This is a genomic window from Streptomyces sp. NPDC057697, from assembly GCF_042799335.1.
Lineage (GTDB): Bacteria > Actinomycetota > Actinomycetes > Streptomycetales > Streptomycetaceae > Streptomyces.
In genome coordinates this window covers 72,749-96,789 of record NZ_JBHVJA010000006.1, presented here as the reverse complement: position 1 = coordinate 96,789, position 24,041 = coordinate 72,749, and the positions used below count along the sequence as shown (strand labels likewise).

Annotated in this window: 21 protein-coding genes; 8 read left to right on the top strand and 13 right to left on the bottom strand. The window is 73.6% G+C overall.

The window, feature by feature from the left end; genetic code table 11:
• Positions 1 to 68: 68 nt before the first annotated feature.
• From ACFVFH_RS17935 to ACFVFH_RS17920, 4 genes are all read right to left on the bottom strand, one after another.
• On the bottom strand, positions 69 to 689 hold the full coding sequence (locus tag ACFVFH_RS17935) for a TetR family transcriptional regulator (protein WP_383769249.1): 621 nt from the start codon (positions 687 to 689) through the stop codon (positions 69 to 71).
• A gap of 52 nt (positions 690 to 741) precedes the next feature.
• A complete protein-coding gene (locus ACFVFH_RS17930; RefSeq protein ID WP_383769247.1) occupies positions 742 to 2,025 on the bottom strand; it encodes a hypothetical protein in 1,284 nt (427 codons plus the stop codon).
• Positions 2,022 to 2,798, bottom strand: a complete 777-nt coding sequence (locus ACFVFH_RS17925) for a hypothetical protein (RefSeq protein WP_383769924.1) — start codon at positions 2,796 to 2,798, stop codon at positions 2,022 to 2,024. The genes ACFVFH_RS17930 and ACFVFH_RS17925 overlap by 4 nt, the downstream gene beginning before the upstream one ends.
• 182 nt (positions 2,799 to 2,980) lie before the next feature.
• Positions 2,981 to 5,095, bottom strand: a complete 2,115-nt coding sequence (locus ACFVFH_RS17920) for a right-handed parallel beta-helix repeat-containing protein (protein WP_383769245.1) — start codon at positions 5,093 to 5,095, stop codon at positions 2,981 to 2,983.
• Positions 5,096 to 5,217: 122 nt separating this feature from the next.
• On the opposite strand from ACFVFH_RS17920, the gene hmgA reads away from it, so the two are divergent.
• The 3 genes from hmgA (at position 5,218) to ACFVFH_RS17905 (ending at position 8,696) form a co-directional block, all read left to right on the top strand.
• Positions 5,218 to 6,546 carry a homogentisate 1,2-dioxygenase gene (gene hmgA / locus ACFVFH_RS17915; protein ID WP_383769243.1) on the top strand — a complete coding sequence of 443 codons (1,329 nt, stop codon included), beginning with the start codon at positions 5,218 to 5,220 and terminating at the stop codon, positions 6,544 to 6,546.
• A gap of 51 nt (positions 6,547 to 6,597) precedes the next feature.
• On the top strand, positions 6,598 to 7,374 hold the full coding sequence (locus ACFVFH_RS17910; protein ID WP_383769240.1) for a GntR family transcriptional regulator: 777 nt from the start codon (positions 6,598 to 6,600) through the stop codon (positions 7,372 to 7,374).
• A 92-nt stretch (positions 7,375 to 7,466) separates the two neighbouring features.
• Complete coding sequence (locus ACFVFH_RS17905; protein ID WP_383769237.1) at positions 7,467 to 8,696, top strand: type ISP restriction/modification enzyme; 1,230 nt, start codon at positions 7,467 to 7,469, stop codon at positions 8,694 to 8,696.
• A gap of 45 nt (positions 8,697 to 8,741) precedes the next feature.
• Here ACFVFH_RS17905 and ACFVFH_RS17900 read toward each other — a convergent pair whose 3' ends face one another.
• Positions 8,742 to 9,449, bottom strand: coding sequence for a TetR/AcrR family transcriptional regulator (locus tag ACFVFH_RS17900; protein WP_383769235.1), 708 nt, complete (start codon positions 9,447 to 9,449; stop codon positions 8,742 to 8,744).
• 64 nt (positions 9,450 to 9,513) lie between these two features.
• Between ACFVFH_RS17900 and ACFVFH_RS17895 the strand changes: the two genes are divergently transcribed.
• Positions 9,514 to 10,491, top strand: coding sequence for an ATP-binding cassette domain-containing protein (locus tag ACFVFH_RS17895; RefSeq protein ID WP_383769232.1), 978 nt, complete (start codon positions 9,514 to 9,516; stop codon positions 10,489 to 10,491).
• Positions 10,488 to 11,315 (top strand): ABC transporter permease, encoded by an 828-nt coding sequence (locus ACFVFH_RS17890; RefSeq protein ID WP_383769229.1) that lies wholly within the window; start codon positions 10,488 to 10,490, stop codon positions 11,313 to 11,315. Before ACFVFH_RS17895 ends, ACFVFH_RS17890 begins: the two co-directional genes overlap by 4 nt.
• A 40-nt stretch (positions 11,316 to 11,355) precedes the next feature.
• Here ACFVFH_RS17890 and ACFVFH_RS17885 read toward each other — a convergent pair whose 3' ends face one another.
• The 3 genes from ACFVFH_RS17885 to ACFVFH_RS17875 all read right to left on the bottom strand — a co-directional run bounded on the left by ACFVFH_RS17885 (position 11,356) and on the right by ACFVFH_RS17875 (position 13,531).
• Positions 11,356 to 11,964 (bottom strand): TetR/AcrR family transcriptional regulator, encoded by a 609-nt coding sequence (locus ACFVFH_RS17885; RefSeq protein ID WP_383769226.1) that lies wholly within the window; start codon positions 11,962 to 11,964, stop codon positions 11,356 to 11,358.
• Positions 11,965 to 12,207: 243 nt separating this feature from the next.
• Positions 12,208 to 12,471 (bottom strand): hypothetical protein, encoded by a 264-nt coding sequence (locus ACFVFH_RS17880; RefSeq protein WP_383769224.1) that lies wholly within the window; start codon positions 12,469 to 12,471, stop codon positions 12,208 to 12,210.
• A gap of 250 nt (positions 12,472 to 12,721) precedes the next feature.
• On the bottom strand, positions 12,722 to 13,531 hold the full coding sequence (locus ACFVFH_RS17875; RefSeq protein ID WP_383769221.1) for an SGNH/GDSL hydrolase family protein: 810 nt from the start codon (positions 13,529 to 13,531) through the stop codon (positions 12,722 to 12,724).
• A gap of 226 nt (positions 13,532 to 13,757) precedes the next feature.
• Here ACFVFH_RS17875 and ACFVFH_RS17870 point away from each other — a divergent pair, with 226 nt between their 5' ends.
• The gene (locus ACFVFH_RS17870) at positions 13,758 to 14,852 is read left to right on the top strand and encodes a DUF5925 domain-containing protein (protein WP_383769218.1); all 1,095 of its coding nucleotides are present in this window, start codon (positions 13,758 to 13,760) and stop codon (positions 14,850 to 14,852) included.
• A 23-nt stretch (positions 14,853 to 14,875) separates the two neighbouring features.
• Here the strand turns inward: ACFVFH_RS17870 and ACFVFH_RS17865 are convergent, their stop codons facing one another.
• Positions 14,876 to 15,253, bottom strand: a complete 378-nt coding sequence (locus ACFVFH_RS17865; protein ID WP_383769215.1) for a GntR family transcriptional regulator — start codon at positions 15,251 to 15,253, stop codon at positions 14,876 to 14,878.
• A gap of 80 nt (positions 15,254 to 15,333) precedes the next feature.
• Between ACFVFH_RS17865 and ACFVFH_RS17860 the strand changes: the two genes are divergently transcribed.
• Together ACFVFH_RS17860 and ACFVFH_RS17855 are read left to right on the top strand one after the other, a co-directional pair.
• The gene (locus tag ACFVFH_RS17860; RefSeq protein ID WP_383769212.1) at positions 15,334 to 16,254 is read left to right on the top strand and encodes a GNAT family N-acetyltransferase; all 921 of its coding nucleotides are present in this window, start codon (positions 15,334 to 15,336) and stop codon (positions 16,252 to 16,254) included.
• Positions 16,235 to 16,729, top strand: coding sequence for a DUF402 domain-containing protein (locus tag ACFVFH_RS17855; RefSeq protein ID WP_383769209.1), 495 nt, complete (start codon positions 16,235 to 16,237; stop codon positions 16,727 to 16,729). Before ACFVFH_RS17860 ends, ACFVFH_RS17855 begins: the two co-directional genes overlap by 20 nt.
• 41 nt (positions 16,730 to 16,770) lie before the next feature.
• On the opposite strand, the gene ACFVFH_RS17850 is transcribed toward ACFVFH_RS17855, so the two are convergent.
• The 4 genes from ACFVFH_RS17850 to ACFVFH_RS17835 all read right to left on the bottom strand — a co-directional run bounded on the left by ACFVFH_RS17850 (position 16,771) and on the right by ACFVFH_RS17835 (position 23,997).
• Positions 16,771 to 18,327, bottom strand: coding sequence for a trifunctional class I SAM-dependent methyltransferase/NUDIX hydrolase/VOC family protein (locus ACFVFH_RS17850; protein WP_383769207.1), 1,557 nt, complete (start codon positions 18,325 to 18,327; stop codon positions 16,771 to 16,773).
• A 106-nt stretch (positions 18,328 to 18,433) separates the two neighbouring features.
• Positions 18,434 to 19,327 carry an esterase/lipase family protein gene (locus tag ACFVFH_RS17845; protein WP_383769204.1) on the bottom strand — a complete coding sequence of 298 codons (894 nt, stop codon included), beginning with the start codon at positions 19,325 to 19,327 and terminating at the stop codon, positions 18,434 to 18,436.
• Between the two features lie 183 nt (positions 19,328 to 19,510).
• Positions 19,511 to 20,518 carry a hypothetical protein gene (locus ACFVFH_RS17840; RefSeq protein ID WP_383769202.1) on the bottom strand — a complete coding sequence of 336 codons (1,008 nt, stop codon included), beginning with the start codon at positions 20,516 to 20,518 and terminating at the stop codon, positions 19,511 to 19,513.
• Positions 20,515 to 23,997, bottom strand: coding sequence for a DNA polymerase III subunit alpha (locus tag ACFVFH_RS17835; protein WP_383769199.1), 3,483 nt, complete (start codon positions 23,995 to 23,997; stop codon positions 20,515 to 20,517). Before ACFVFH_RS17835 ends, ACFVFH_RS17840 begins: the two co-directional genes overlap by 4 nt.
• Positions 23,998 to 24,041 lie beyond the last annotated feature (44 nt).

Sequence of the window (24,041 nt, the reverse complement as noted above, 5' to 3'; positions counted from 1 at the left end):
CGGGGGTCACGGCGGGGGCTCAACGGGCGTCGCGGTGGGGCCGGGGGCGGGGGTCCACGGCCGCGCGGTCAGTCCAGGCTCTGCGCCAGATAGGCCCGGATCAGGACGCGGGTCTCGGCGATGATGGCGGTGTCGCCCGACGGGTCGCTGCGGAAGGCGAGCCGCAGGAGGGCGTCGGCGGCCTCGACGCAGACCAGGACGGTGCGCGGCAGCTCCTCGTCGGAGGCGTGGCCGAGGTGTCCGGAGAGCAGTTCGGTGAGCCGTCCGGCGACCCGCTGGTTGGCGTCGCCGGCCGGATCGTCCTCGGGGGCCGGAGCGCCGAAGTCGACGAGGGCGAATCCGGCGACGGAGCGCTTCATCGCCAGGTATTCGTCCAGGACGGCGTCGATGGCGCCGCGCCAGTCCGTGGTCGGGATGGCGGCCAGGCGGCCGGTGATGCGTTCGGCGTAGCTGTCCAGGTTGCGCCGGGCCAGCGCGTCGGCCAGGGCCCGCTTGTTGGAGAAGAACCGGTAGACGGAGCCGATGGGGACCTCGGCGCGGGCGGCCACGGCCCGGGTGGACAACTGCTCGTAGCCGGTCTCGTCGAGGAGTTCGGCGCAGGCGTCGAGTATCCGGGCCAGGCGCTCGGCGCTGCGCTGCTGCACGGGGGCTCGGCGGAGGTTCGTGTTCGCATGGGGCACGGGATCCATGATGCCGTGGGTCTCCTCTGCGGCGGGCGGCCGGTGGTCCGGCGCGTGGTTCTCAGGCGATGAGCAGCGACAGCCCGCCGATCGTGTAGGTGATCATCAGGACCAGCAACGGGAGCTGTCCCGCGACGGCACGGCCGGGCGGGAAGAGGCGGACGGACCGGTCGTGGGCGGCGACGACACCGAGGACGTGGCCGAGGACGATCGCGGCGACCTGGAGCGTGGCGACGCCGCCGGGACCCAGCAGCGGCTCGGGCGGGACCGGATTGTCAGTGCCGAGTGCCACCATGACCGTGCGTGGCCCTTCGGTGACGAAGAGCGTGAAGTAGTGGGCGACGAGATAGCCGAGCGCGATCGGGACGAGCGAGTGGGCGAAGGCGGTGAGGGGGTGGGACAGCCGGCCGGAGACCAGCCGGACGGCACCGGCACAGAGGGCGTACAGGGCGGCGACGAGGGCGACGGCGCCGAGCAGTCCGAGGGTGGCGGCGGTGGTGCGGCCCAGGGGCGAGGTCTGGACGGTGGTGATCCAGGACGGGGAGTCGGAGAAGCCGTCGTAGGCGGTGGAGCCGAGCATGACGCAGACGGTGGCGACGAGTCCGGGCAGCTGCGGGGTGGCGTCGAGTCCGTTGAACGGGGAGCGGAGCACGAGGCGGCGGTCGGCGGGGCGTCGGCCGAGCGGGGCGAGCCGGGCGAGCAGCCCCGAGTAGACCTCGAAGGCGTCGGCCCGGTCGAACCACCCGGCGCCGTGGCGGGCGGCGCCCGCGAGGTGGACGGCACAGTACAGGGCGAGGAAGAGCAGGAGCGCGGTGGCCGACGCGGGGTCGGGGGAGACCAGTTCGAGCCAGGTGAAGGCGAGGAGCCCGGCGGCGGCGGGCCACAGACCGAGCCAGGGGGGCACCGGGCGGCCCGCCGCGGGGTCGCGGCCCAGCGCCCGGCAGACGAGGAGGTGGACGGTGCGCAGCGGGTTGAGCAGCCGCCAGACGGGACCGAGGAGGAGCGAGGCGGGAACGAGCCCGACCCACAGGAGCACGTAGACGGCGCCGGGGCCGGGGTTGCGGTCCGGGTCGTCCGGGCCGAGGAGCAGTTGGAGCGTGACGTAGAGGGCGGCGGCGAGGCCGAGGGCGCGGGCCGCGACGCGGGTGGCGCGGGCGTCGGCGAGGCGCTGGAGGGCGGACGGGACCGGGCGGCCCGCCCGGTCGCCGCGGAACCGCGAGGCGGACCAGAGCAGGCCGAGCGCGAGGAAGGAGACGAAGAGCGCGGTGAAGGCTCCGGCGAAGGCGTAGAACGGGGAGAGCGGCAGGTCGTGCTGGGCGCCGATGCCGTGGGCGAGGACGCTCACCGTACGACGAGTTGGGTCAGGAGCAGGTCCGACTCATGGGTCTCGACCTCGAAGAGCCCGCTGCGGTCGGCGGTGAAGGTCAGGGTGACGGTCCTGCCCGCGGGCAGCCGGGCCTCCTTGTCGTAGCCATGGACGTGGAGGGTGTCGGCGCGGTCGCTGCGGACCCGGAGTTCGACGGTCCGGCCCTTCTTGATCTCGGTGCGGCCCGGGGCCGGGCTGACCCTGCCGTGGGAGACGACGATGTCGAGCGTGGTGGCGGGCCGGTCCTCCGGCGGGGCGGTGGTCTTCGCGGAGGGGGCGGCGAGGGAGGCGGTGGCCTGGACGGGGGTGGCGTTCACGGCCCAGGCGGTGTGGTCGTCGGCGTAGAGCCGCGCGGTGAGGCCGGTGCCGCCGCCCGCCGCGCGGACGAGGGAGGCGGGCAGGTGGAACCACGAGCCGTAGACGCGGGCGAGGGGGTGGCCGTCGAGGAGGAGCCGGGCGTGGCCGCGCCCGAGGAGGGCGGCGCCGCCCACGCTGTCCGGGGTGAACCTGAAGTTCCGCACCGAGAGGTGCACGTTCCACCCGTCCTCGGAGTCCGGCCGTACGGTGACCGACACCCGGGGCGCGCCCTCGGCGTCGACCTGGCGCAGCCGGTTGCCGGATCCGTCGTCGGCGTCGAGCAGCCGTCCGACGCTGCCGCCCGCCTGCTCGTGGCTGGTGCCGGGCTTGTGGTGGGTGGTGGCCCGCCCGCCGCAGGCGCTCGCCCCGAGGACGAGGACCCCGGCGGTGAGCAGGGCGACGACGGCGGGGAGCGGCCGGCGGGTCCGTGGGGGCCGCTGGGTCCGCCGGGACTGGTGGATCCGCTGGGACTGACGGGTTTGCTGAGGCTGATGGGTTCGCTGAGGCTGACGGGTTCGCTGGGGCTGACGGGTTAGCTGGGGCTGGTCGGCCTGCTGGGGCCTGGCGGGCGGACGCTTCACGACGCGTCTCCTTCCTGAGCGGGGGCGGGGGCGGGAGCGGCCTGGGCCGGGGCGGAAGCGACGGCCGGGACGGCACCGGGGCCGGGATCCGGGTCCGGGACTCCCTCCGGCGCCTCCGCGTCACCGTGGCGGGCCGCGGCGATCACGGCCCACACCACCCAGACCACGCCGAGCAGCCCCCGCACCCAGGCCGGACCGAGCGGGATCCACGGGATCATGAACACGGCCTTGTCCACGGCGTCCAGCAGCGTGAGCGCGCCCAGCACCACCGTGGTCCAGCCCAGCCGGGGCCGCTGCCTCCGGAGCACCAGACCGATGCCGGTCCACCACAGCCCGGTCAGCAGCAGCGCCAGCGCGGGCACATAGGTGGCGGACAGCCCCATGGTCGATCCGGCCACGTCGAGGCCGAGGCCGACCGCGCCGAGCACCGTGGCCACCGCGGCGGCCCGGCTGCCGCGCAGCCTGCGCCACCACAGCACCCCGCCGACCAGCGCCAGCACCACGGCCACGGCCAGCGCCACCTGCACCTCGATGCGCTCGATGCCGCGCGCCCCGTACCAGTCGCAGCCGGCCGGGAGCCGGCGCGCCTGCACGTTGTAGTCGGCGCAGACCAACAGCTGGGCCAGCTTGACCGGTTCACCGACGAGCCGGTCGGTGCTCCCGGTCACCGAGCCGCGTTCGGCGCCGCAGGCGGGCAGGGCGCGCGGGGAGGACGGACCGGCGTCCGCCTGCCAGCAGTTGCCCTCGCCCTGGCCGTCCCACCACACATCGGTGCGGTTGGGCCGGGAGTTGCCCGCCTTGTCCTCACCGAGGTGGTTGCCCGCGTACCGGTTGTGGTGCGAGGTGTCCGTCTGCTTGGACAGCGCGCCCTCGCCCCGGATGAAGGCGGGGACGGCCGTCAGGACGAAGGCGGCGCGCTGCTGTCCGTAGATCCAGTTGTTCTCGTACAGATTCCAGTTGCCGCCCGCGGTGATGATGCCGGAGCCGGGCGGCATGGAGATCTGCGGGCAGACCACGCCCTCCTCGTAGCCCCGGTCCACGGGCGGCTTGGCGCAGGTCCCGTCGGCGACGTTGGGGTAGTAGTCGGCGTTGTTGTCGTGGATCAGGTTGCGTTCGAAGCGGGCGTGGTTCTGCGGCAGTCCGGGGTGGCCGGGGAAGGCGCTGTCCATCGAGGCGCCGCCCATGTTGTGGTCGAACTCGTTGTCGTGCACATAGACGGAGTCGCCCGCGGTGCCGGAGTAGCCGACCATGTTGTGGTGGCTGCGGCAGCCGGTGATCTCGATGGAGTAGCGCGGCACGTCGTAGCCGTACGCGTCGTTGATGTTCGACGCGCTGCCGGGGTAGATGCCGGAGTCGCCGTTCCCGTACGACTCGCAGTTCTTGTACAGCCCGTGGTCGCTGGCGAAGGTCAGGAAGCCGTACTCGTCGTTCCAGCGGGTGAGGACGGAGTCGATGACGAAGCCGTCCTGGGCCAGGACGTAGAGGGAGTTGAAGGTGGTGCGCTGGGCGGTGAAGTTCCGGAAGTAGATGCCGTCGGAGCCGTCCGCGCGGATCGCGTTGAGCTTCTGGTACTTGGCGTCGACGACCACATCGGTGCGTTCGGCGCCGGTGCCCTCGATCTGGAGGTCCTTCTTGCCGAGGATCGCCACCAGGTTCTGGTTGTGCGGGCACCGGGCCTGCTGCGCGTACGAGAGGATCTGGTAGCCGAGCTGGGAGTTGGGCGCCTTCAGCCGGGCGCACTCCCCCTTCGGCCTGGGCAGCGAGGGTTCCTCCTCGTACAGGCCGGGCAGGACGGCGATGTTCATGCCGGGCCGGTCCACCGCGTCGACGGCCTGTTGCAGATGGCGGTAGCCGGACTTCCGGCACCGCTCGAACAGCGTCAGGTTCCGGGCCCGCAGCCCCTCCGGGAAGCCGGAGACCCGGCGTTCGAAGTCCGCCCGGTCGCTCTTGCAGACCAGCAGGTCGGGTTCGCCGGTGCGGTACACGGGGACGCTGCCGGTTCCGTCGGGCAGGGTGACCGGACGTTCCTCGTGCGCCTGGGCGGCCGGGGCCGCGAGCAGTGCGACGACGAGCGCCGCCAGCACCACCAGAAGTCTTCGTGTCCACGACATGAGCGGGAGAGTAGAGCATTGTTCAACTTTTTGAACCCCCTCGCACAGCACGAATGCCGTTGACTCCCCCCGATCCGATTCCTACGGTTACCCATAGGATTCCTTCGGCACCGGGAGCGCACATGGGTGGCATCGAGCAGGCGAGGAAGACGGCGGAAGCGCTGGAGCACTCCGCCGGTTTCGGCAATCAGCACAGCTCGGAGGCGGTGCCGGGGGCCTTGCCGCTGGGGCGCAACTCCCCCCAGCGCGCGCCCCTCGGGCTCTACGCGGAGCAGCTCAGCGGCTCGGCCTTCACCGAACCGCGCGCCCACAACCGCCGCTCCTGGCTCTACCGGATCCGTCCGTCGGCCGCCCATCCCCCGTTCTCCCGGATCGACAACGGGGCGATCCGGACCGCCCCGTTCACCGAATCCGTGCCCGACCCCAACCGGCTGCGCTGGGACCCGCTCCCCGAGCCCGTGCCCGGCACGGACTTCCTGGCGGGCCTGTGGACCCTCGGCGGCAACGGCGACGCGACGCAGCGCACCGGCATGGCCGTGCACCTCTACCACGCCGACTCGTCCATGACGGACCGGGTGTTCAGCGACTCGGACGGCGAGCTGCTGATCGTCCCGGAACACGGCGGCCTGCTGCTCCGCACCGAACTGGGCCTGCTGCGCGCCGAACCGGGACACATCGCGCTGATCCCGCGCGGCGTCCGCTTCCGTGTGGAGCTGCTGGACGCCACCGCGCGCGGCTACGTCTGCGAGAACTACGGCCAGCCGTTCACCCTGCCCGACCTCGGCCCGATCGGCGCCAACGGACTGGCGAACGCCCGGGACTTCCTCGCCCCCGTCGCCGCCTACGAGGACGACGACCGCCCGGTGGAGGTGGTCAACAAGTTCTGCGGGAACCTCTGGTCGGCGACGTACGACCACTCGCCGCTCGATGTGGTCGCCTGGCACGGCAACCACACCCCGTACGTCTACGACCTCCACCGCTTCAACGTCATCGGCTCGATCAGCTACGACCACCCCGACCCGTCGATCTTCACGGTGCTGACGTCCCCCTCCGACACCCCCGGTCTGGCCGGGGTCGACTTCGTCGTCTTCGCGCCGCGCTGGCTGGTGGGCGAGGACACCTTCCGGCCGCCGTACTTCCACCGCAACGTGATGAGCGAGTACATGGGCCTGATCGAGGGCGCGTACGACGCGAAGACGGCCGGGAAGGGCGGGTTCGTCCCGGGCGGCGGTTCGCTGCACAACATGATGTCGGCGCACGGACCGGACCGGGAGACCTTCGACCGGGCGAGCGAGGCGGAGCTGAGGCCGCAGAAGATCGACGACGGCCTCGCCTTCATGTTCGAGACCCGCTGGCCGGTGACGGCCACGGGCCAGGCCGCCACCGCCGGACATCTCCAGCGCGGCTACGACGACGTGTGGCAGGGTCTGAGCCGCAACTTCAGGCCGTAGGCGACGACGCCCCGCCTCCTCCCCCGGCCCGGTCCGAACGAAAGGCCCCAGGTGCCCCAGACGTCCAAGATCTCCCCGGGGCCGGCCTTCGCCCCCGACTCGCTGGTCCTGAACCGCAAGCTGCCGCTGTGGTACCAGGTCTCGCAGTCGTTGCGCGCCTCGATACTGGGCCGCGCCAAGGACGCCTCCGCGCGGCTGCCGACCGAGGAACAGCTCGCCGCGCACTACGGCGTCAGCGTCCTGACGATGCGCCAGGCGCTCAAGGAGCTGGAGGCGGAGGGGCTGATCAGCAGGCACCGGCGGCGCGGCACCTTCATCGAGCCGCGCGCCCGCCGGGTGTCGCCGGTCCGGCTGCTGGGTTCGATCGACGCGATCGTGGCCCAGCAGTCGGGCGAGCGGACCTCGGTGCTCGGCCACGGCCCGGTCGCCGTGCCCGAGGAGCTCGGCGAACACTTCCCGGACTGCGCGGACGTGGTCAGCTACCGCAGGCTGCGCCACGACGGGGACAGCGACGAGCCCACCAACTGGGCGGAGAACGTGGTGCGCCCCGAGATCGCGGCCCGTGTCGACGTGGCCGATCTGGAACGCTGGCCGATGACCAAGGTGCTGCGCGACCGGGTGGGCGTCCGGATCGCGCGCATCACCGACACGGTCGAGGCGCGGCTGGCCGACCCCGCCACCGCCGAACTCCTCCAGGTCCCGCTGCTGAGCCCGATCCTCTTCTACACGGGCGTGACGTACGACGAGAGCGGCCAGGTGGTCGACGTGGCGCGGATCCGCTACCGGGGCGACCGGTTCTCCTTCTCGGTCACCGTGGAGGCTAACTGACGTCCCGGCCGGGGTGCGCCACGCCCTGCCGTCCGCCGCGCGGGCGCGGCTACGATGCCCGGGAGGACGCGTGGCGACGGGGAGGCGACACGGTGGCAGCACGGGCGGCGGGCGGCTCCGGTGACGGCCGGGACGCGGGCGCCCCGCTCCTCGACGACCTGATGCCCTGGTCCGTACGGCCGCTGCGCACCGGCCGCCCCTGGGTGATCGCCCCGGACGCCGCCTCGCTCAGGGCCCGTTGGGACCGGCTGGTGCGGGCCCCGGCCGACGAACGCGAGCGGCTGTTCCGGACGACCCGTGCCCGCACCCCGTGGACCCCGGTGGCGGCGCTGCCCGGACAGGCCACCGGCACCGGCCGGTTCGCCCGCGAGGAGGGGCCGTGCCCCGAGCCGGTGCGGATCGCCCACGGCCCGTTCGACGAACAGTGGCTGCTCCCCGACCACCGGCTGATCGACGCCGCCCGCCCCGAACTGTGGCGGGTCGCCGACGGGCACCAGCTCTTCCTCGTGGAGCACGGACACATGCCCGGGGACACCGGGCCCGCCCTGTCGGTGACGGCGCTGCTGCCGGACGGCCACTCCCCCGCGGGCCGGCCCGGCCGGATCCGGCCGCTGTTCCGGCGCCCCGGGGGCCACGAACCCAATCTGGCCCCCGGGCTGCTCCCCCTGCTGCGCGCCCGCCACGGGGAGTCGGTGACCGCCCTGTCGGTACTGGCCTGGGTGCTGGCGGCGGCCCGCCGCACCCCCGCCGGGTGCGTGGTCCCGCTGCCCGCCGGCACCGGGCACTGGTCGGCCGGGGTGGAGCTGGGGCAGGAGCTGCTGCGGCTGCACCTGCGGGGCGCCCGCGGCGGGGAGCGCCCACGGCTGCCCGGGGGGCGGCGGCCCTATGTGCGGGCCGCGATTCCGCCCGTGCCGGAGGGCCTGGCGTACCACCCGGACGAGGAGACGCTCACGCTCGGGACGGGCCGGATCTCACCGGTGCCGGCCGGGGCGTGGGAGTTCCGGGTGGGCGGGGCGCGGATGCTGGAGCTCTGGTTCGCGCGGCGGTCGGCGGCCGGTGCGGAGGGCCTGGACGGCCTGGAGGCGGTCCGGCCCCGGAGCTGGCCCCCGGAGTGGACCTCGGAGCTGCTGGAACTGATCACCCTGCTCGCCCTGCTGGACGGGGTCCGGCCCCGGCTGGAGGCGCCGGCCGACGGCCCGTGGCTCACGGCCGGCGAGCTCCGCGCGGCGGGCGTCCTGCCCGTCCCGGCCGCGGCCCGGCGCCCCGCGTCGGTGCTCGGCCATCAGGAGGAGGGCCCGGACGGGCAGTTCGCCCTGCTGTGAGGGGGCGGCCGGGCCCTGATGCGAGGGGGCGGCCGGGCCCGCCCGCTACCGGTCGAAGGAGTCCAGCACCCGCAGGAGCGCCCGCTCGAAGACCCCGTCCAGATCGATCGGGCCCGGGTCCTCGGCGAATCCCGCCGCCATCCGCGGATACTTCCCGGACGCGATCTGGCTGATCAGATAGCCGGTGCGCGCGGCGTTCTCCTGCTCCTCGGACCAGGGCAGTGATCTGCTGCGTTCCGCCGTGGCGATCTCGTTGGCCACATAGGTGGTGACCACACCGTTGACCATCGCGATCAGTTCCATCTTCTCGCCGAACCGCGCGTCGACGCCGTCCAGGCAGCTGAGCGCGTACTCCAGGTACCGCAGGGCGTTCGGGCTGAAGCCGTACACCGGCGACATCAGCCGGGGCACCCAGGTGTGGCGGTGCATCATCGCGCGGGTCTGACGGGCGAGCGCGACGAGATCGGCGCGCCAGTCGCCGGACGGCTCGGGGAACACGTACCCCCCGCTGACCGCGTCGAGCATCAGCTCGTACAGGTCCTCCTTGCGCGGCACGTAGTTGTAGAGCGACATCGTGCCGCAGCCCAGCTCCGCCGCGACCTTGCGCATGGACACCGCGTCGAAGCCCTCCGCGTCGGCGATGCGGACGGCGGCCGCCGCGATGTCCGCTCGGCTGAACGCGGGTCTCGGGCCGCGGCCCGCACGCTCGGGGCGCGCCCAGATCACTTCGGGTACAGCGGGTCGCCCCACCATCGGTCATCACCTCGCTCACCATCGTAGTTACGTACACCGTACGTAGTGCGCTACGGTGGGCCGCATGACAACTACGTACGCTGTACTTAGTGAAGGTCTGGAGAAGCGCTACGGCGATGTCCACGCGCTGCGCGGGCTCGATCTCGCGGTCGCCGAGGGCACGGTCTGCGGGGTGCTGGGGCCGAACGGCGCGGGCAAGTCCACCGCTGTCCGGGTGCTCACCACGTCGACGGCGCCGGACGGCGGCAGCGCCCGGGTGGCCGGTCACGACGTGGTGCGCGAGGCGGCCTCGGTCCGTGCGGCGATCGGGGTCACCGGGCAGGACGCCTCGGTCGACGGAGAGCTGACCGGCCGGCAGAACCTGCGGCTCTTCGCCAGGCTGCGACGGTTCCGCGGCGAGGCGGCCCGCGCCCGCGCCGACGAGCTCCTGGAGCGCTTCGGGCTGACCGGGGCGGCCGACCGCCCGGCCCGCACCTACTCGGGCGGCATGCGCCGCCGCCTCGACCTCGCCGCCAGTCTGGTGACCCGCCCGCGGGTGCTCTTCCTGGACGAGCCGACCACCGGCCTCGACCCGCACAGCCGCAACCGGATCCGGGCGGCGGTGCGGGAACTGGCCGACCGGGGCACCACCGTCCTGCTCACCACGCAGTATCTGGAGGAGGCCGACCAGCTGGCCGACGACATCGTGCTGATCGACCGGGGCCGGGCCGCCCACCGCGGCACCCCCGCCGAGCTGAAGTCCCGGATCGGCAGCTACGCCGAGGTGGTCGTCGCCCATGGGACGGCGCTGCTCCCGGCGGCCGGTGTGCTCGATCGGCTCACCGGCGCCGAACCGGTCCTCGACCACGAACGCCGCACCGTGGGCGCCGTCGCGACCGACGCCACGCTCACCCTCCCCCGGATCGTCCGCGAGCTCGACGCGGCGGGCGTCCCGGTGATCGACGCGAGCCTGCGCCCGCCCACGCTCGACGAGGTCTTCCTCCGCCTGACCGGCCGCGGCGACGGCCGCACCTCCCCGCCCACGAAGGAGACGGCAGCATGAGCAGCACGCCACTGGTCGACGAGCACCCCGCCACGACCGCCGGGAGCGCCCCCGTCGCCGACGCCCTGGCCGTACTGGGCCGCCACCTCCAGCGGGTCAAGGCGGCCCCGGGCGTGGTGATCCTGACCCAGACCATGCCGATCACGATGCTGCTGTTCTTCGGGTACGTGTTCGGCAGCGCGCTGGCCGTACCGGGCCAGGAGTACCGCGCGTTCCTGGTGCCGGGGCTGCTCGCGGCCACGGCGGCCAACGGCATCATGACCGGGATGTTCCAGGCCGCGCAGGACTGCCACCGCGGGGTGATGGACCGGTTCCGTACGCTGCCGATGAGCCGGGCCGCCGTGCCGTTCGGCCAGACCGCCGCCGATCTGCTGGCCACGGCCGTGGGCATGGTCCCGCTGGCCCTGGTCGGGCTCGCGGCCGGCTGGCGGATCGAGGGCGGGCCGCTCGCCGCCCTGGGCGCCTTCGGGCTGCTGCTGCTCCTGCGGTTCGCCACGTCCTGGCTGGGCTGCTGGCTGGGCCTGCTGATCCGCAACGAGGAGATCGCCGGTCAGCTGGGCAGCGCCACCTTCGTCCTGCCGCTGCTGTCGAACGCCTACATCCCGACCGACAATCTGCCGGGCCGGCTGCGGGCGGTCGCGGAGTGGAACCCGATCAGCGCCATGGCCTCGGCCACCCGCGAGCTGTTCGGCAACGCGTCCCCGGCGGCCGACGCCGCCTGGCCGGTCGCCCACCCGGTGGCCGGGACGCTCGCCTGGTCGGCGGTGCTCCTCGCGGTGTTCGTGCCGCTGTCCGTACGGCGCTGCGCGCGCGGCGGCCGGTGACCGCGGGCGGCGCGCCGCACCGGGGCGGTCCGGCGCCCGCTCAGCGGGGCAGCGCGCAGGGCCGGTCCAGGGCGCCGAGCAGACTGATGAAGCTCGACTCCAGGAAGGCCCCGAGCTCCGCCGCCGCGTCCGGCTCCCCGAGCGGCCAGCTGGTCACCGCCTCCTCGGCGAACGCCGTCCAGGCACGGGCGGCGACGGCCAGCCGGGGCGAGTCCGGCATCCCGAGCCGCCGCTGTCCCTCCGCCACCCGCCGGGCGAGAGCGGCCCTGGTCCCGTCCACGATGTCCGCCACCGCGGAGTGGCTGCCCGCGGCACCGCGGACCAGGGCGAGATAGACCTTGCGGTGCTCCAGCACGTACCGCACGAAACCGGCGATGAACGACCGCAGCCAGGGAACGGGCCCCAGCGCGGGGTCCGGTTCCGTGGCCGCGACGAAGTCGTCGCACTCCTGCCGCACCACGGCGCGGTAGAAGTCGCGCTTGGAGTCGAAGTAGTGGAAGAGCAGGCCCCGCGAGATACCGGCCCGCCGCGCCACGTCGTCCGTGGAGAGTTCGTCCAGCGACCGCTCGGTGAGCATGTCCAGGCCGATGGCGACCAGCTGGGCCCTTCGTTCGTCGGGGCTCAGGCGCGCAGCTCGCTTTTCGGACATACACACAGTCTAGAAGTACTTCGACTCCGAAGTATGTGCCGGAGCCGGTACCGCGCCGCCCACCGGGACGGCCGTGAACACACCGAAGCGCTGCCGTGGGCCCTGGGGATGACGGGAGGGCGGACAGCAGCGCAGCGCCGGGACGGTGTGCTCACCCACGGCCCCGAGCGGGGGGCCGTGCGACGGACCCTGGCCGGGGAGCCGGGAGGTGGAGCCGGTGGGCGTTCGTGACGGGCCGTCGGGTCAGTGGCGGCTGCCGAAGAGCGAACGCCTCAGCCGCCGCAGCGGCGCGAAGAGCGAGACCCGCGCACTCTTGCTCCGGCGATGATGTGCGGCATCGCGCGAGGTCAGCTCGCGCATCAGCAGGGTCGCCTCGGCGGCCTCCCGCTGCGGCACGGCTGGGCCGCCGAGCACCGCGAGGTGCCGGTCGAGGCGCGAACTGGTCGCACCGCTTCCGCAAGTGATGGCAGGCACGCGTGGCCTGCTCCGCATCGCTATCTGTTCCATGTCACTCCCCACCCGTACGAGGGCACCCGGCTCGGGCAGGTTAACCCTAACCCCCCGCGACGACGCCCGTGTATCCCGGTCGCAGGATTGCGTACACACATACGGAGGTTGACACCCCACACGCGCATCCTCTCTATTTCAGGGCGAGTTGGACAGAACGGAAACGGACGGAGGCGCTCCGGCCGCGCCTCCGTCATGGACCCGCCGGACGGGGACCCCGGCGGACAGGGGCCCCTGCCCGTGGGCGGTGTCAGGCCGCCGAGGCGAGGGCGGGCAGATAGCCGCCCGACTGTCCGGCGGCGGTGGGGTGGTAGGACTCGCCGATGTTGAGCCAGTTGACGCTGTGCAGCCAGGCGCTCCCGGAGCAGATCTCGTGACCGGTGAACTTCCCCGCGACGTCGGCGAAGGCGAAGCCGTGGTCGGCCGCGCGCTTGGCGGTCGTCGTGTTGAGGAGGTCGGCCGCGCCGTTGATCGCGGTGCGCACCTTGTCGCTCAGGCCGACGGCACAGCTGCCGCCGATCTTGTAGAAGCGGGGGTAGCCGAGGACGACGACCCGGGCGGACGGCGCCTTGGCGTGGATCGCCGTGTACACCGAGTCGAGGTTGCCGGGCAGGGTGGACTCGACATAGCTGCGGGCCGTGGCGATCCGGTTGAGGCAGGTGGTCTCGGAATTGAGGACACAGGTGGTCATGACATCGGCGAAGCCCGCGTCATTGCCGCCGATGGAGATCGAGACGAGGTCGGTCGAGGAGTTGAGCGGGCCGAGCTGACCGGACTTCACATCACCGGTACGCGCCCCCGAGCAGGCGGTGAAGGCGAACGAGGCGGGCGCGTTGGCGGCGGCCCAGAGGGCGGGGTACGCCTTGGTGCTGCGCTTGCAGTCCCCGCTGGCGCTGTCGTAGCTGCCGGATCCGACACCCGAGGAGTACGAGTCGCCGAGGGCGACGTAGTCGACGGCCTGGACGGACGTCGCGGCACTGGCGGTGACCGCCCCGGTCAGCGCGAGAACGGCACCGAGCAGCAGCGAGGCCGAGCGCGCCGCGAGTCTGGACATCTTCATGGGACCTCCCTTGGACCGACCGGCGGGATCTCCGTCCGGTCTGCCGAGTCCGTGGTAGCAGTACCGGCACCCCCGCCGGAAGTGTGCATGCCAAGTTTCTCGATGCCTCGACCGGTGCTTCGCGCCCCCTTGAGGCGCCGTCAGCTCTCCGACCACGGCCGGGAAAGGGGAGGAAGGTAGTGAAACCCGGGTGCGCCGGGTATCCCCGTGCCGGATCATGGGCCCCATGTCCGCCAACCCCGAGTCCGCGCTGCCGATCCGGCTCAACGTCGACGACAGCGATTCCCCGTCGGATGTCGTCGACGCGCTCTTCCTCGGCCGCTTCGCCACCGGCGAGCAGCCGTACTCGCACAGCACCTCCCTGGACCGCGTCAGGTCCGGGGCGACCTTGCTGCCCCCGGGCGCCGAGGTGCTGCGCGCCGCCCGCGACGACGACCGCAGCGCCACGCTCGCCGAGGGCGAGGGCTGGACGCTGCTCATCTCGCGGTGGAGCCGCGGCGCCGACGTCACGGTCACCGCCACGACCGCGGAGCTGGCGCAGCGGGTTCTCGACCGGGCGACGGAGGGCGCCCTGGACGAACCCGAACCCCAGCCGGAGAACGTGACGATGGGCTTCTGGTACGTCTCGCCGCGCCGGGGCCCGCACCGCACCACCCGGCAGATCGCCGCGGGCACCTGGGACGAGGTGCGTGGCAACTACACGGCGCCGGTGGCCGATGCCATGGACCGGCTGATGAAGGTCACGCCCGACGACATCGCGGGCCGGCTGCTCCTGCTGCACGGCCCGCCGGGCACCGGCAAGACGTCCGCGCTGCGCACGCTCGCGCGCTCGTGGCGGGACTGGTGCCAGGTCGACTGCGTCCTCGACCCCGAGCGGCTCTTCAACGACGTCGGCTATCTGATGGACATCGCGATCGGCGAGGACGACGGCACGTCCAAGGGCCGGTGGCGGCTGCTGCTCCTGGAGGACTGCGACGAGCTGATCCGGGGCGAGGCCAAGCACACCGCGGGCCAGGCCCTGTCCCGGCTGCTGAACCTCACCGACGGGCTGCTCGGGCAGGGCCGCAACGTGCTGGTGGGCGTCACCACCAACGAGGACCTGGAGCGGCTCCACCCGGCCGTGGTCAGGCCCGGCCGCTGCCTCGCCAGGATCGAGGTGGGCTCACTGACCCGCGGGGAGGCGGTGGCCTGGCTGGGTACGGAGGAGGGGCTCGGCCGCGAGGGCGCGACGCTCGCCGAGCTGTACGCGCTGCGGCGCGGCAGCGGTCCCGCGTCGGTACCGAAGCAGGACTCCGGGGCGGACGCGGGCCTGTACCTCTGAGCCCCGCACCCCGCCCCGCCCGGTCACTCCGTCCCGTACGCGGCCCGCACCGCGTCCCGCGCCAGGGACAGCGCCTCGTCCGGGGACAGGCCCAGGCGCCGCGCCTGCTCCGCGTACTCCCGGGCCGCGGCCGCCGCATGACGGTCCGCCGCGTCACCGGCGGCGGCGACGAACGTGCCGTTGCGTCCGCGGGTCTCGATCACCCCGTCGGCCTCCAGCGCGCGGTACGCCTTCGCCACGGTGTTCGCGGCGAGGCCCAGCTCCTCGGCGAAGCCGCGGACCGTCGGAAGTCTGAATCCGACGGGGAGCGCGCCGGAGCGGGCCAGTTCGGAGATCTGCGTGCGCAGTTGCTCGTACGGGGCGGTACCGGCATCGGGATCAAGAACGATCTTCAGGGTCACGCCCCGATTCTCCCCCACGTCCGGCCCGCCGACGGAAAATCAGGGGCGGCCGGTGGCGGTCCGCACATAGCGTCCGGCCCATGACTGTCATCGTTCGCGACTTCCTCCCCACCGACGCGGAGGACTGGGTGCGGGTACGGCGCGCCGCCCTGCCCTTCATGGTGACGACGCCCGAGTGCGTCGTCTTCGAACTGGCTTCGGCCCACCCGGACAAGCGCGCCCGGCTGCTGGTCGCCGAGCACGAGGGCGAGCTCATCGGGACCGCGCAGGTCGGCCTCGCCCACGACAGCCCCGAACCCGGCCAGGGGGTCTGCAACACGTACACCCATCCGGAGCGCACCGGGCGCGGGGCGGGCGGGCTGCTGGTGCGCACCGCCGAGGAGTACCTGGCGCGGGAGGGCGCGACCTCGGTCTACACCTGGGTGCTCGACACCCCGGCGGACCGGGCCTTCGCCGGGAAGCGCGGCTACACCCCGAGCCGGCCGGCGCACTTCCTCCATCTCGACCTGGCTCACGGTTCGCTGCCGCCCCGTCAGGAGCTGCCGCCGGGCGTCGAGCTGCGTACCGCCGCGGACTTCGCGGACGACCCCCGCCCGCTCTTCGAGGCGGACGCGGAGACCACGGCCGACGAGCCCAGCGACACCCCGGCGGAGCTGACCGACTACGCGGACTGGCTCGACCACACCTGGCGCGCGCCCGCGCTCGACCGCGAGCTCACCTCGGTCGTGGTGGTGGACGGGGAGGTGGCGGCGTTCAGCGCCGCGGAGACCGACGGTCTGACCCGGTACATGTCCGGGATGACCGGCACCCGCCGGGCGTACCGCAACCGGGGCCTGGCCAGGCTCGCGAAGAACGACTCGCTGCACCGGGCGCGCGCCGCCGGGTACACGGACGCGTACACCGGCAACGACGCGGGCAACGGCCCGATGCTGGCGGTCAACCGGTGGTTCGGCTACGAGATCTGTGCCACGGAGGTGCGCCATGTCCGCAGGCTCGGCTGAGACCGCGCTGGTGGTCGCCCTGGTGAAGGCCGGGCGGACCAAGATCAGATATCCGGCGGACGTGGTCCGCGACGACGGGACCCGGGTCACGGTGCGTGCGCCGTGGGCGGCGCCGGGGGTCCGTGACTTCGGCTTCGTCCGGTTCGAGCCGGGCGATGTCTTCACCGAGCACTACTGGCGCGACCGGTGGTTCGCCGTGAAGGAGGTCCGGACCGGCGCGGGCGTTCTCAAGGGCTGGTACTGCGACATCACCCGCCCCGCGGTGCTGCGCGAGGGGGAGCTCCTGGTGGAGGACCTGGACCTCGACCTGTGGGTGTCGGCGGACGGCTCGTCCGTACTGCGCCTGGACGAGGACGAGTTCGAGGAGAGCGGTCTCGCCGGGCGCGATCCGGCGGCGGCCGACGCGGCACTCCGGGCGCTGGACGAGCTGGAGCACCTGGCCCGCGCGGAGGGCCTGGCGGCGCTGCTGGTCTGACCTCCCGGGGCCCTGCCCGCCGGGGCCGCGCCGACCGTGCTTCAGTACGCCCCGTCCCGGGGCCGCGCCCACACATCGGTGTACGGCGCGGGCTCCTCCGGCGCCGGGCGGGGCTGCCGGGCCCCGGCGACCAGCTCCACCTCGTACCCCGCCGTGTCCTCCAGATAGGCGGCGACATGTCCGTCGCCGCCCGCGTGCGGATAGCGGTCCGCGAAGAGCGGCCGCCAGCCGTGCTCCGGGGCCCTTTCCACCAGGGCGTCCAGGGTGGCCCGGTCGCGGACGTGGAACGCGAGGTGGTTGAGGCCGGGGCGGCGGCGGTCGTGCGCCCCCGGGACCAGATCGGGCGACCGCTCGACCACCACGTAGCTGTCGCCGCGCCGCCAGCTCCGCCCGTGCTCCCAGCGCTGGTACGGGGCATGGCCCAGCTCGCCCAGCAGCCAGCCCCAGCCCCGCTCGGCCTCCGCCAGGTCGGGGACCCACAGCTCGATGTGGTGCAGCCCGCCGGTGTCCGCCCCGCCGGCCGGCAGCGGGACGGCCCGGCGGGCGCCGTGCGGCCGGTACGCGACCGGGTCGCCGTCCTCGTGCCAGTGGATCAGGAAGTGCTCCCCCGCCCGGTATCCCTCCAGCCCGGCCCGGCAGTAGGCGACGATGTCGTCCGGGAGGGCGTCCAGCGGGAACCACCTCAGCTCGGAACACTTGTCCGGCTCGCGGTTGTACGGCTCGCGGCCGGGGTCGTGCTCCGCCTCGAAGAACCAGCCGATCCGGGGGGCGCCGCCGGGCCCCCGGTGCTGCATGACCAGGGCGACCCGCAGCTCGTCCGGATCGAGCACGACCCCGATCTCCTCGGCGGCCTCCCGGACCATCGCCTCGCGGACGTCCTCGCCGTCCTCGACATGCCCGGACGGGTTGTTGAACAGCCCGTCCGCGTACCCCGTACCGGCCCGTCGGGCGAGCAGGACCTCGGAGCCGCGACGCAGGATCAGATGCACATCGACGACCTCGGTGTGCCGGTGCGGCGGCTGGGCGCGGGCCACCAGGGCGTAGCGCTCGTCGTCGACCCGCCCGCCCCACAGGTCGGGGTCGTCGGAGAGCGGCTCGTGGTGGATGCGTTCGGTGAGTTCCGAGAGCAGTCCGGTCAGCCGCTCCGCCGGGAGGCCGACGCCGTTCCAGACGCCTTCGACCAGGATCAGCCGCCCGCCCGGCCGCAGCAGCGTGAACCAGTGGCGCAGGACCGCCGCCGGGTCGGGCAGCAGCCACACCACGTGTCTGGCCATGATCACGTCGAACCGCCGGCCGCCCACCGGTGGCAGGGCCGCGTCGCCGGTCAGCACCTCGGTGCCGGTACCGGCCAGCTTGGCCCGTGCCCGTTCCACCATGCGCGGGGAGCGGTCGACGGCGGTGACCCGGTGGCCCTGGCCTGCGACGAGCAGGGCCAGGCTCCCGGTGCCGCAGCCCAGGTCGAGCACCTCGGAGCGGCCGCCGGGCAGCCAGCTCTCCAGCCGCCGCGCCCAGGCGTGCCGGACCACCGGGTCGAGCAGCCCGTGATCGGGTTCCTCGTCGAAGGAGTCGGCCGCGGAGTCCCAGTCGATCGTCGTCATGGGTCGATCGTGCCAGCCGGGACCGGCGGCCGGGGCCCCTCGGTGCGGGGGACCGCCGGTACGGGGGACCGTCGCGGACCCCCGTACCGGCGCCCCCCTGTCCGCCCTATCCGACGGCCGAGGCGCAGGTGGTGGGTGTGGCGTGCGCCGGGTCCAGCGCGTTCGCCACCTCGTGGTAGGCGATCCGGTCGATGGTGCCGATCGCCACGTGCTCGGAGAGGTCGACCGGGCAGAGGTCCTGGAGCAGGACGTTGCGCACGTCCGGCCCGTCCAGGAACTGGGTGCGGTAGGGGGTCACGACCTCGTCGTACCGGGTCGCGATGACGGTGTAGTGGACTCCCGGCACGGTGTCGGGGACCGAGTTGAGCTTGGTGATGAACGGGGAGCCCGCCACCTGGTCGGCGAGACCGGGGGTGTGGGCGTTCAGCAGGTCCTGCGCGCCGGGGAAGTACGGCAGCAGCTTCGTCAGACCGAGCAGGGTGGTGCCGTGGTTGTCGGGGGCGATCCCGATCATGGCGTTCACCTTGGCGGCCCCGCCGAGGAACTTCAGGTAGTAGTTGGGCATCATGCCGCCCTGGGAGTGGCCCACGAGGTCGGCCTTGGCGGCGCCGGTGGCGGCGAGCACCTTGTCGACGAACGTGGCGAGCTGTCCGGCCGATGCGTCGACCGGGCCCAGTCCGTTGAAGAGCGGCACCCCGGGCAGCTGCCCGTAGTCGAGCGAGTAGACGCAGTAGCCCCGGTTCACCAGGTAGGGGGCGAGGACCAGCCAGTTGTCGATCGAGTTCCCGAAGGTTCCGTGGACCAGGACGACGGGGCGGGGATGGGCGGCGGAGGGTTTGCAGGAGTAGTCGTTCCAGCCACGGGAGGTGGCCGTGGCGGCGGTGGGGGCGGCTGCGGCGGCAGTGACCGTGGGGGCGGCGACTGCGGCGACGGCGAGGAGCAGTGCGGCGAGGGTCCTGCGCGCACGTGGGGTACGCGGCGCACGTGTCCGGGGCAGCATCGGGTGGTCTCCTTGCGGCTCAAGGGAGTTGCGATGTCTGTACATCCTGCGGCCCGGACCACAAGTTCCGACTGATAGGACTTCCGTGTTCTCCTGCCAAATTACGCGCGAGTAAGGTGGCATGGGAAGTTACGCGTCAGTAAAAAGTGATGATCCCTCAATATGCGGTGTGGCCAAGGGAGTTCAGGCAGCGAGCCGCCCCGGCATCACGGCCCGCGGACCGTACCTGGCCCGCAGCCGGTCCGCCACCGCCTCGATCCGGCGGGCCCGCTCGTCCACCGGGTCGAAGGACAGCTGGCACGTGGCCCGCTCACGGTCCGTCAGCTCCTCCGCGCGCAGCCCGATCCCCCGCACCCGGGCCCGCTGGAGGGCGAACGAGTCATGGATCCGGTACGCGAGCGCGGTGAGCGCCGCGGAGTGGGCGGTGGGTTCCCGGAGCGTACGGCTGCGGGTCAGCGTCGCGTATCCGGTGCGGTCGGCGTAGCGCACGGAGACCGCGAGGGCGCGGCAGACCTGCCCGTCCCCGCGCATCCTGGCCCCCAGCTCCTCGGTGAGCGACATGAGCGCGCGACGCTGCCGTTCCCGGTCCAGCTCGTCGCGCGGGAAGGACCGCTCGGCGGCGACGGACCGGGCCGCGGCGCCCGGCACCACCGCCGTGCGGTCGATGCCGTGCGCCCGCTCCCACAGTTCGCGCCCGGTCCGTACGCCGGTGATCCGTTGCAGGGTGCCGAGCGGGGCCGCCGCGATCCGGCCGACGGAGTCGAGCCCGTACCCGCACAGGGTGCGGGCCGTCGCCGCGCCGACGCCGTCCAGCGCCGCGGCCGGCCGGTCCGCGAGGAACTCCGCCGCCCCGCCACGGGGCACCACGAAGGTCGCCCCGGGCGCGGCCCGCCGGGCCGCCATCCGGGCCAGCATCGGGTTCTCCGCGGCCCCGATCGCGCAGTCCACCCCGTGCAGGGCGAGCGCGCGGATCCGGATCACCGAGGCCAGCCCCCTCACGTCCTGCCCGAAGTAGCGCAGCGCGCCGCGCACATCGGCGAGCGCCCCGTCGGGCGGTGCCGCCTCGACCACCGGGGTGAGCGCGCCGAGCAGGGCGAGCAGCCCCTCGTGACCGGCGCTGTCCACGAGGCCGCCGCCGGCCTTGCGGAACCGCAGGTACAGGATGCCCGGGACCTCGGGTGCGGTGTTCATCCCGCGCTCCCCGGGCTCTGGTGCCACAGTTTCCTGCCGGTGGCGACGCCCTCGCCGGGCGGCCGCAGGTCGGACCAGGGGTTCATCTCGTACCCCGTCGGCAGCCGGATGCGACGGCCGTCGCCGTCGCCGTCGCCGTCGCCGGGAGTCTCCTCGGCCGGGGGCTCCTGCGCCAGCCGGTCCGCGACCGCGTCGAGTCCGCCGGTACGCCGCAGCTCGGCCAGCTCCGCCAGGTTCCAGGCGGCCGCGCCGACCACGCTCAGGCTCCGCGGCCCGCGTCGCTGCACCACTCCGCGCACCAGCAGCAGCCAGGAGTGGAAGACGGTGTGCGCGCAGGCGGCGTGGCTGTCGTCGAAGAAGGCCAGGTCGACCAGGCCCGTGCCGTCGTCCAGGGTGGTGAAGACGACCCGGCGGCCGGAGCGGACCGGCGGGGTCTGGGTGGCCGCCTTGGCGCCCGCGACCAGCACGGTGTCCCCGTGCCGCGCCTCGCGCAGCCGCTTGGCGGAGACCGCTCCCAGCTCCTTCAGGAAGGCGTGGTGATCGTCCATCAGATGGCGGGAGACATCCATGCTCAGAACGCCCAGCTCGGCGCTGAGCCGTTCCGCCTCGTCGAGGTCGGGCAGGCCGACGGAGCCGGTCCGGTGTCCGCCGCCGAGGGGGAGCTGCGCGCCGGAGCCGCCGGAGCCCGCGCCCCGCTGGGCGCGGTGCAGTTCGGACAGGTGCAGCAGCAGATCGCGCCGGTTGGCGCCGAACGCGTCCAACGCGCCCACCCGGGCCAGCCGTTCGGCGGCCGCCCGGCCCGGCCTGGCCCGCTGCCAGAAGTCCAGCAGCGAGGTGTAGGGCTGCCCGGCCTCGATCCGGGCGACCTCGGCCTCGCCGATGCCATGGACGTCCGAGAGCGCGAGCCGCACCCCCCAGACGCCCTCCCCTCCCTCGCCATCAGACACCAGTTCGATTCGATGGGTGGCCGCCGACCGGTTCACGTCCAGCCCCAGCACCGGCACCCCGCGCCGCCGCGCGTCCGCGAGCAGCAGCCGCTTCGGGTACATACCGGGGTCATGGGTGAGCAGCCCGGCGTAGAAGGCCGCCGGGTGGTGCGCCTTGAGCCACGCCGACTGGTACGTCGGCACGGCGAAGGCGACCGCGTGCGCCTTGCAGAAGCCGTAGCTGCCGAACGCCTCGATGATCTCCCAGGTCCGGGCGATCACTTCGGCGTCGTACTTCCGCTCCGCGGCCCGCCGCGCGAACCACACCTTGATCCGCTCCTGCGAGGCGGGGTCGGAGAGCCCGCGCCGCACCCGGTCGGCCTCGCCCCGGCCGCAGCCGGTCATGATGTCGACCATCTCGATGATCTGTTCGTGGAAGACGACCACCCCGTACGTCTCGCGCAGCGGCCCCTCCAGATCGGGGTGCGGACAGCGCACGGGGGCCCGGCCGTGCCGGGCCTCGATGAACGGCCGCACCATGTCGGCGGCGACCGGCCCGGGGCGGAACAGCGAGATGTCGACCACCAGGTCGTGGAAACCGGCCGGCTGGAGCCTGCCGACCAGGTCGCGCTGGCCCGGCGACTCGATCTGGAAGCAGCCCAGCGTCTCGGCGCTCCTGATCATCCGGTACGTCTCCGGGTCGTCCGGCGGCACGGCGTCCAGGTCCACGTCCTGCCCCGAGGCCCGCCCGATCTCCGTGACCGCGTGCGCCATCGCCGACTGCATCCGTACCCCCAGCACATCGAGCTTGAGCAGCCCCAGGTGCTCCACGTCCTCCTTGTCGAACTGTGCCATCGGGAAGCCGTCCCCGCTGGTGGGCACGGTGGGCGTACGGCGCAGCAGGGAGGCGTCCGAGAGGAGCACCCCGCACGGGTGCATGGCGATGCCGCGCGGCAGCCCGTCCAGCGCCTCCACCAGTTCCCAGAGCCGTCCGTACCGGTCCTTCTCCCGTGCCACCTCGCGCAGTTCGGGCAGTTCCGCCATGGCCGCGCGGGCATCGCGGGCCCGGATGTGCGGGAATGCCTTGGCGAGCCGGTCGGTCTCGGCCGGGTTCATGGAGAGCGCGGCGCCCACGTCCCGGATGGCGTGGCGCACCCGGTAGGTCTCGGGCATGGCGACGGTCGCGACCCGCTCGGTGCCGAAGCGTTCGATGATCGCGCGGTAGACGTCGAGCCTGCGGGCGGACTCCACGTCGATGTCGATGTCGGGCAGCACGAAGCGCCGCTTGGAGAGGAAGCGCTCCATCAGCAGTCCGTGTTCGACCGGGTCGGCGTGCGCGATCCCGAGGAGGTGGTTGACCAGGGAGCCCGCGCCGGAGCCCCGGGCGGCGACCCGTATCCTCAGCGCCCGGGTGTCGTCCACGACCTGAGCGACCGTCAGGAAGTAGGAGGCGAACCCGTGGTGGGCGATGATGTCCAGCTCCTGGTGCATCCGCTCCCAGTAGTCGCGCCTGCGGTCGTAGCCGTGCAGCACCATGCCGGCGGCGGCGCGCGAGGCCAGCACCCGCTGGGCGGTGCGCCGCCCGGCGCCGACGAGTTCCGGTTCGGGGAAGTGGACGGAGCCGAGGCCGAGGTCGGCCCCGGGGTCGACGGCGCAGGCGTCGGCGGTGCGCCGGGTCTCCGCGAGCAGCCGCGCCCCGGCGCCGGGGCCGAGCCCGGCGGCGGAGGTGATCCGCTCGGCGGTCCCCGCCATCGCGCGGGCGTCCTTCAGCCAGCGCTCCCCGCTGTCGAGCGGGGCGCGGCGGGGGTCGACGGGGACCAGCCCGCGGGCCGCGTCCAGCACATCGGCGACCGGGCCCTGCCCGGCGTCGGCGTACCGGACGGCGTTGGTCAGCACGGCCCGCACCCCCTGTTCGGCGGCGAAGCCGACGGTACGGGCGGCGAGCCGCAGCGATCCGGGCCCGGTGCCCTCGCGGCCGTGGTGGACGGCTTCGAGGCGCAGATCGTCGCCGTGGATCTCCCGCCAGGCGGCGAGCAGCGCGGCGGCCCGGTCCGGGCGGCCGGCGGCCAGCGCCCTGCCGACGTCGGAGGCGGGGCCGAGCAGCACGGTGAGCCCTTCGGCGGGCAGCTCGGACCGGCCGACCAGGGGGCGACCCGCGCCGTCGGGCGCGGGGGCGTGGGCGGCGGTGACGAGACGGCACAGCTCCGCCCAGCCCCGGGCGCCGTCCCGGGCGAGGAAGACGGCCCGGGGCGCGGATTCGTCGACGAAGGCGCCGCCGCGGACCGGGGTCCGCGGCCGGTGCGTGCGTCCGCCCCCTCCCGTACGCTCCGCCGCCGCGGGGCCCACCGCGAGATCCACTCCGAAGAGCGGCCGCACTCCGGCCCCCTCGCAGGCCCTGGCGAAGCGGACCGCGCCCGCGAGCGTGTCGCGATCGGTCAGCGCCAGCGCGTCCATCCCCCGCTCGGCGGCGCGCTCCGCCAGCCGCTCCGGATGCGAGGCCCCGTAGCGCAGGGAGAATCCGGAAACGGTACGCAGATGCGTGAACCCGGACATCCGCACCTCCTGAACCGATCCGTACTCATCCACCCCCTCAGCTC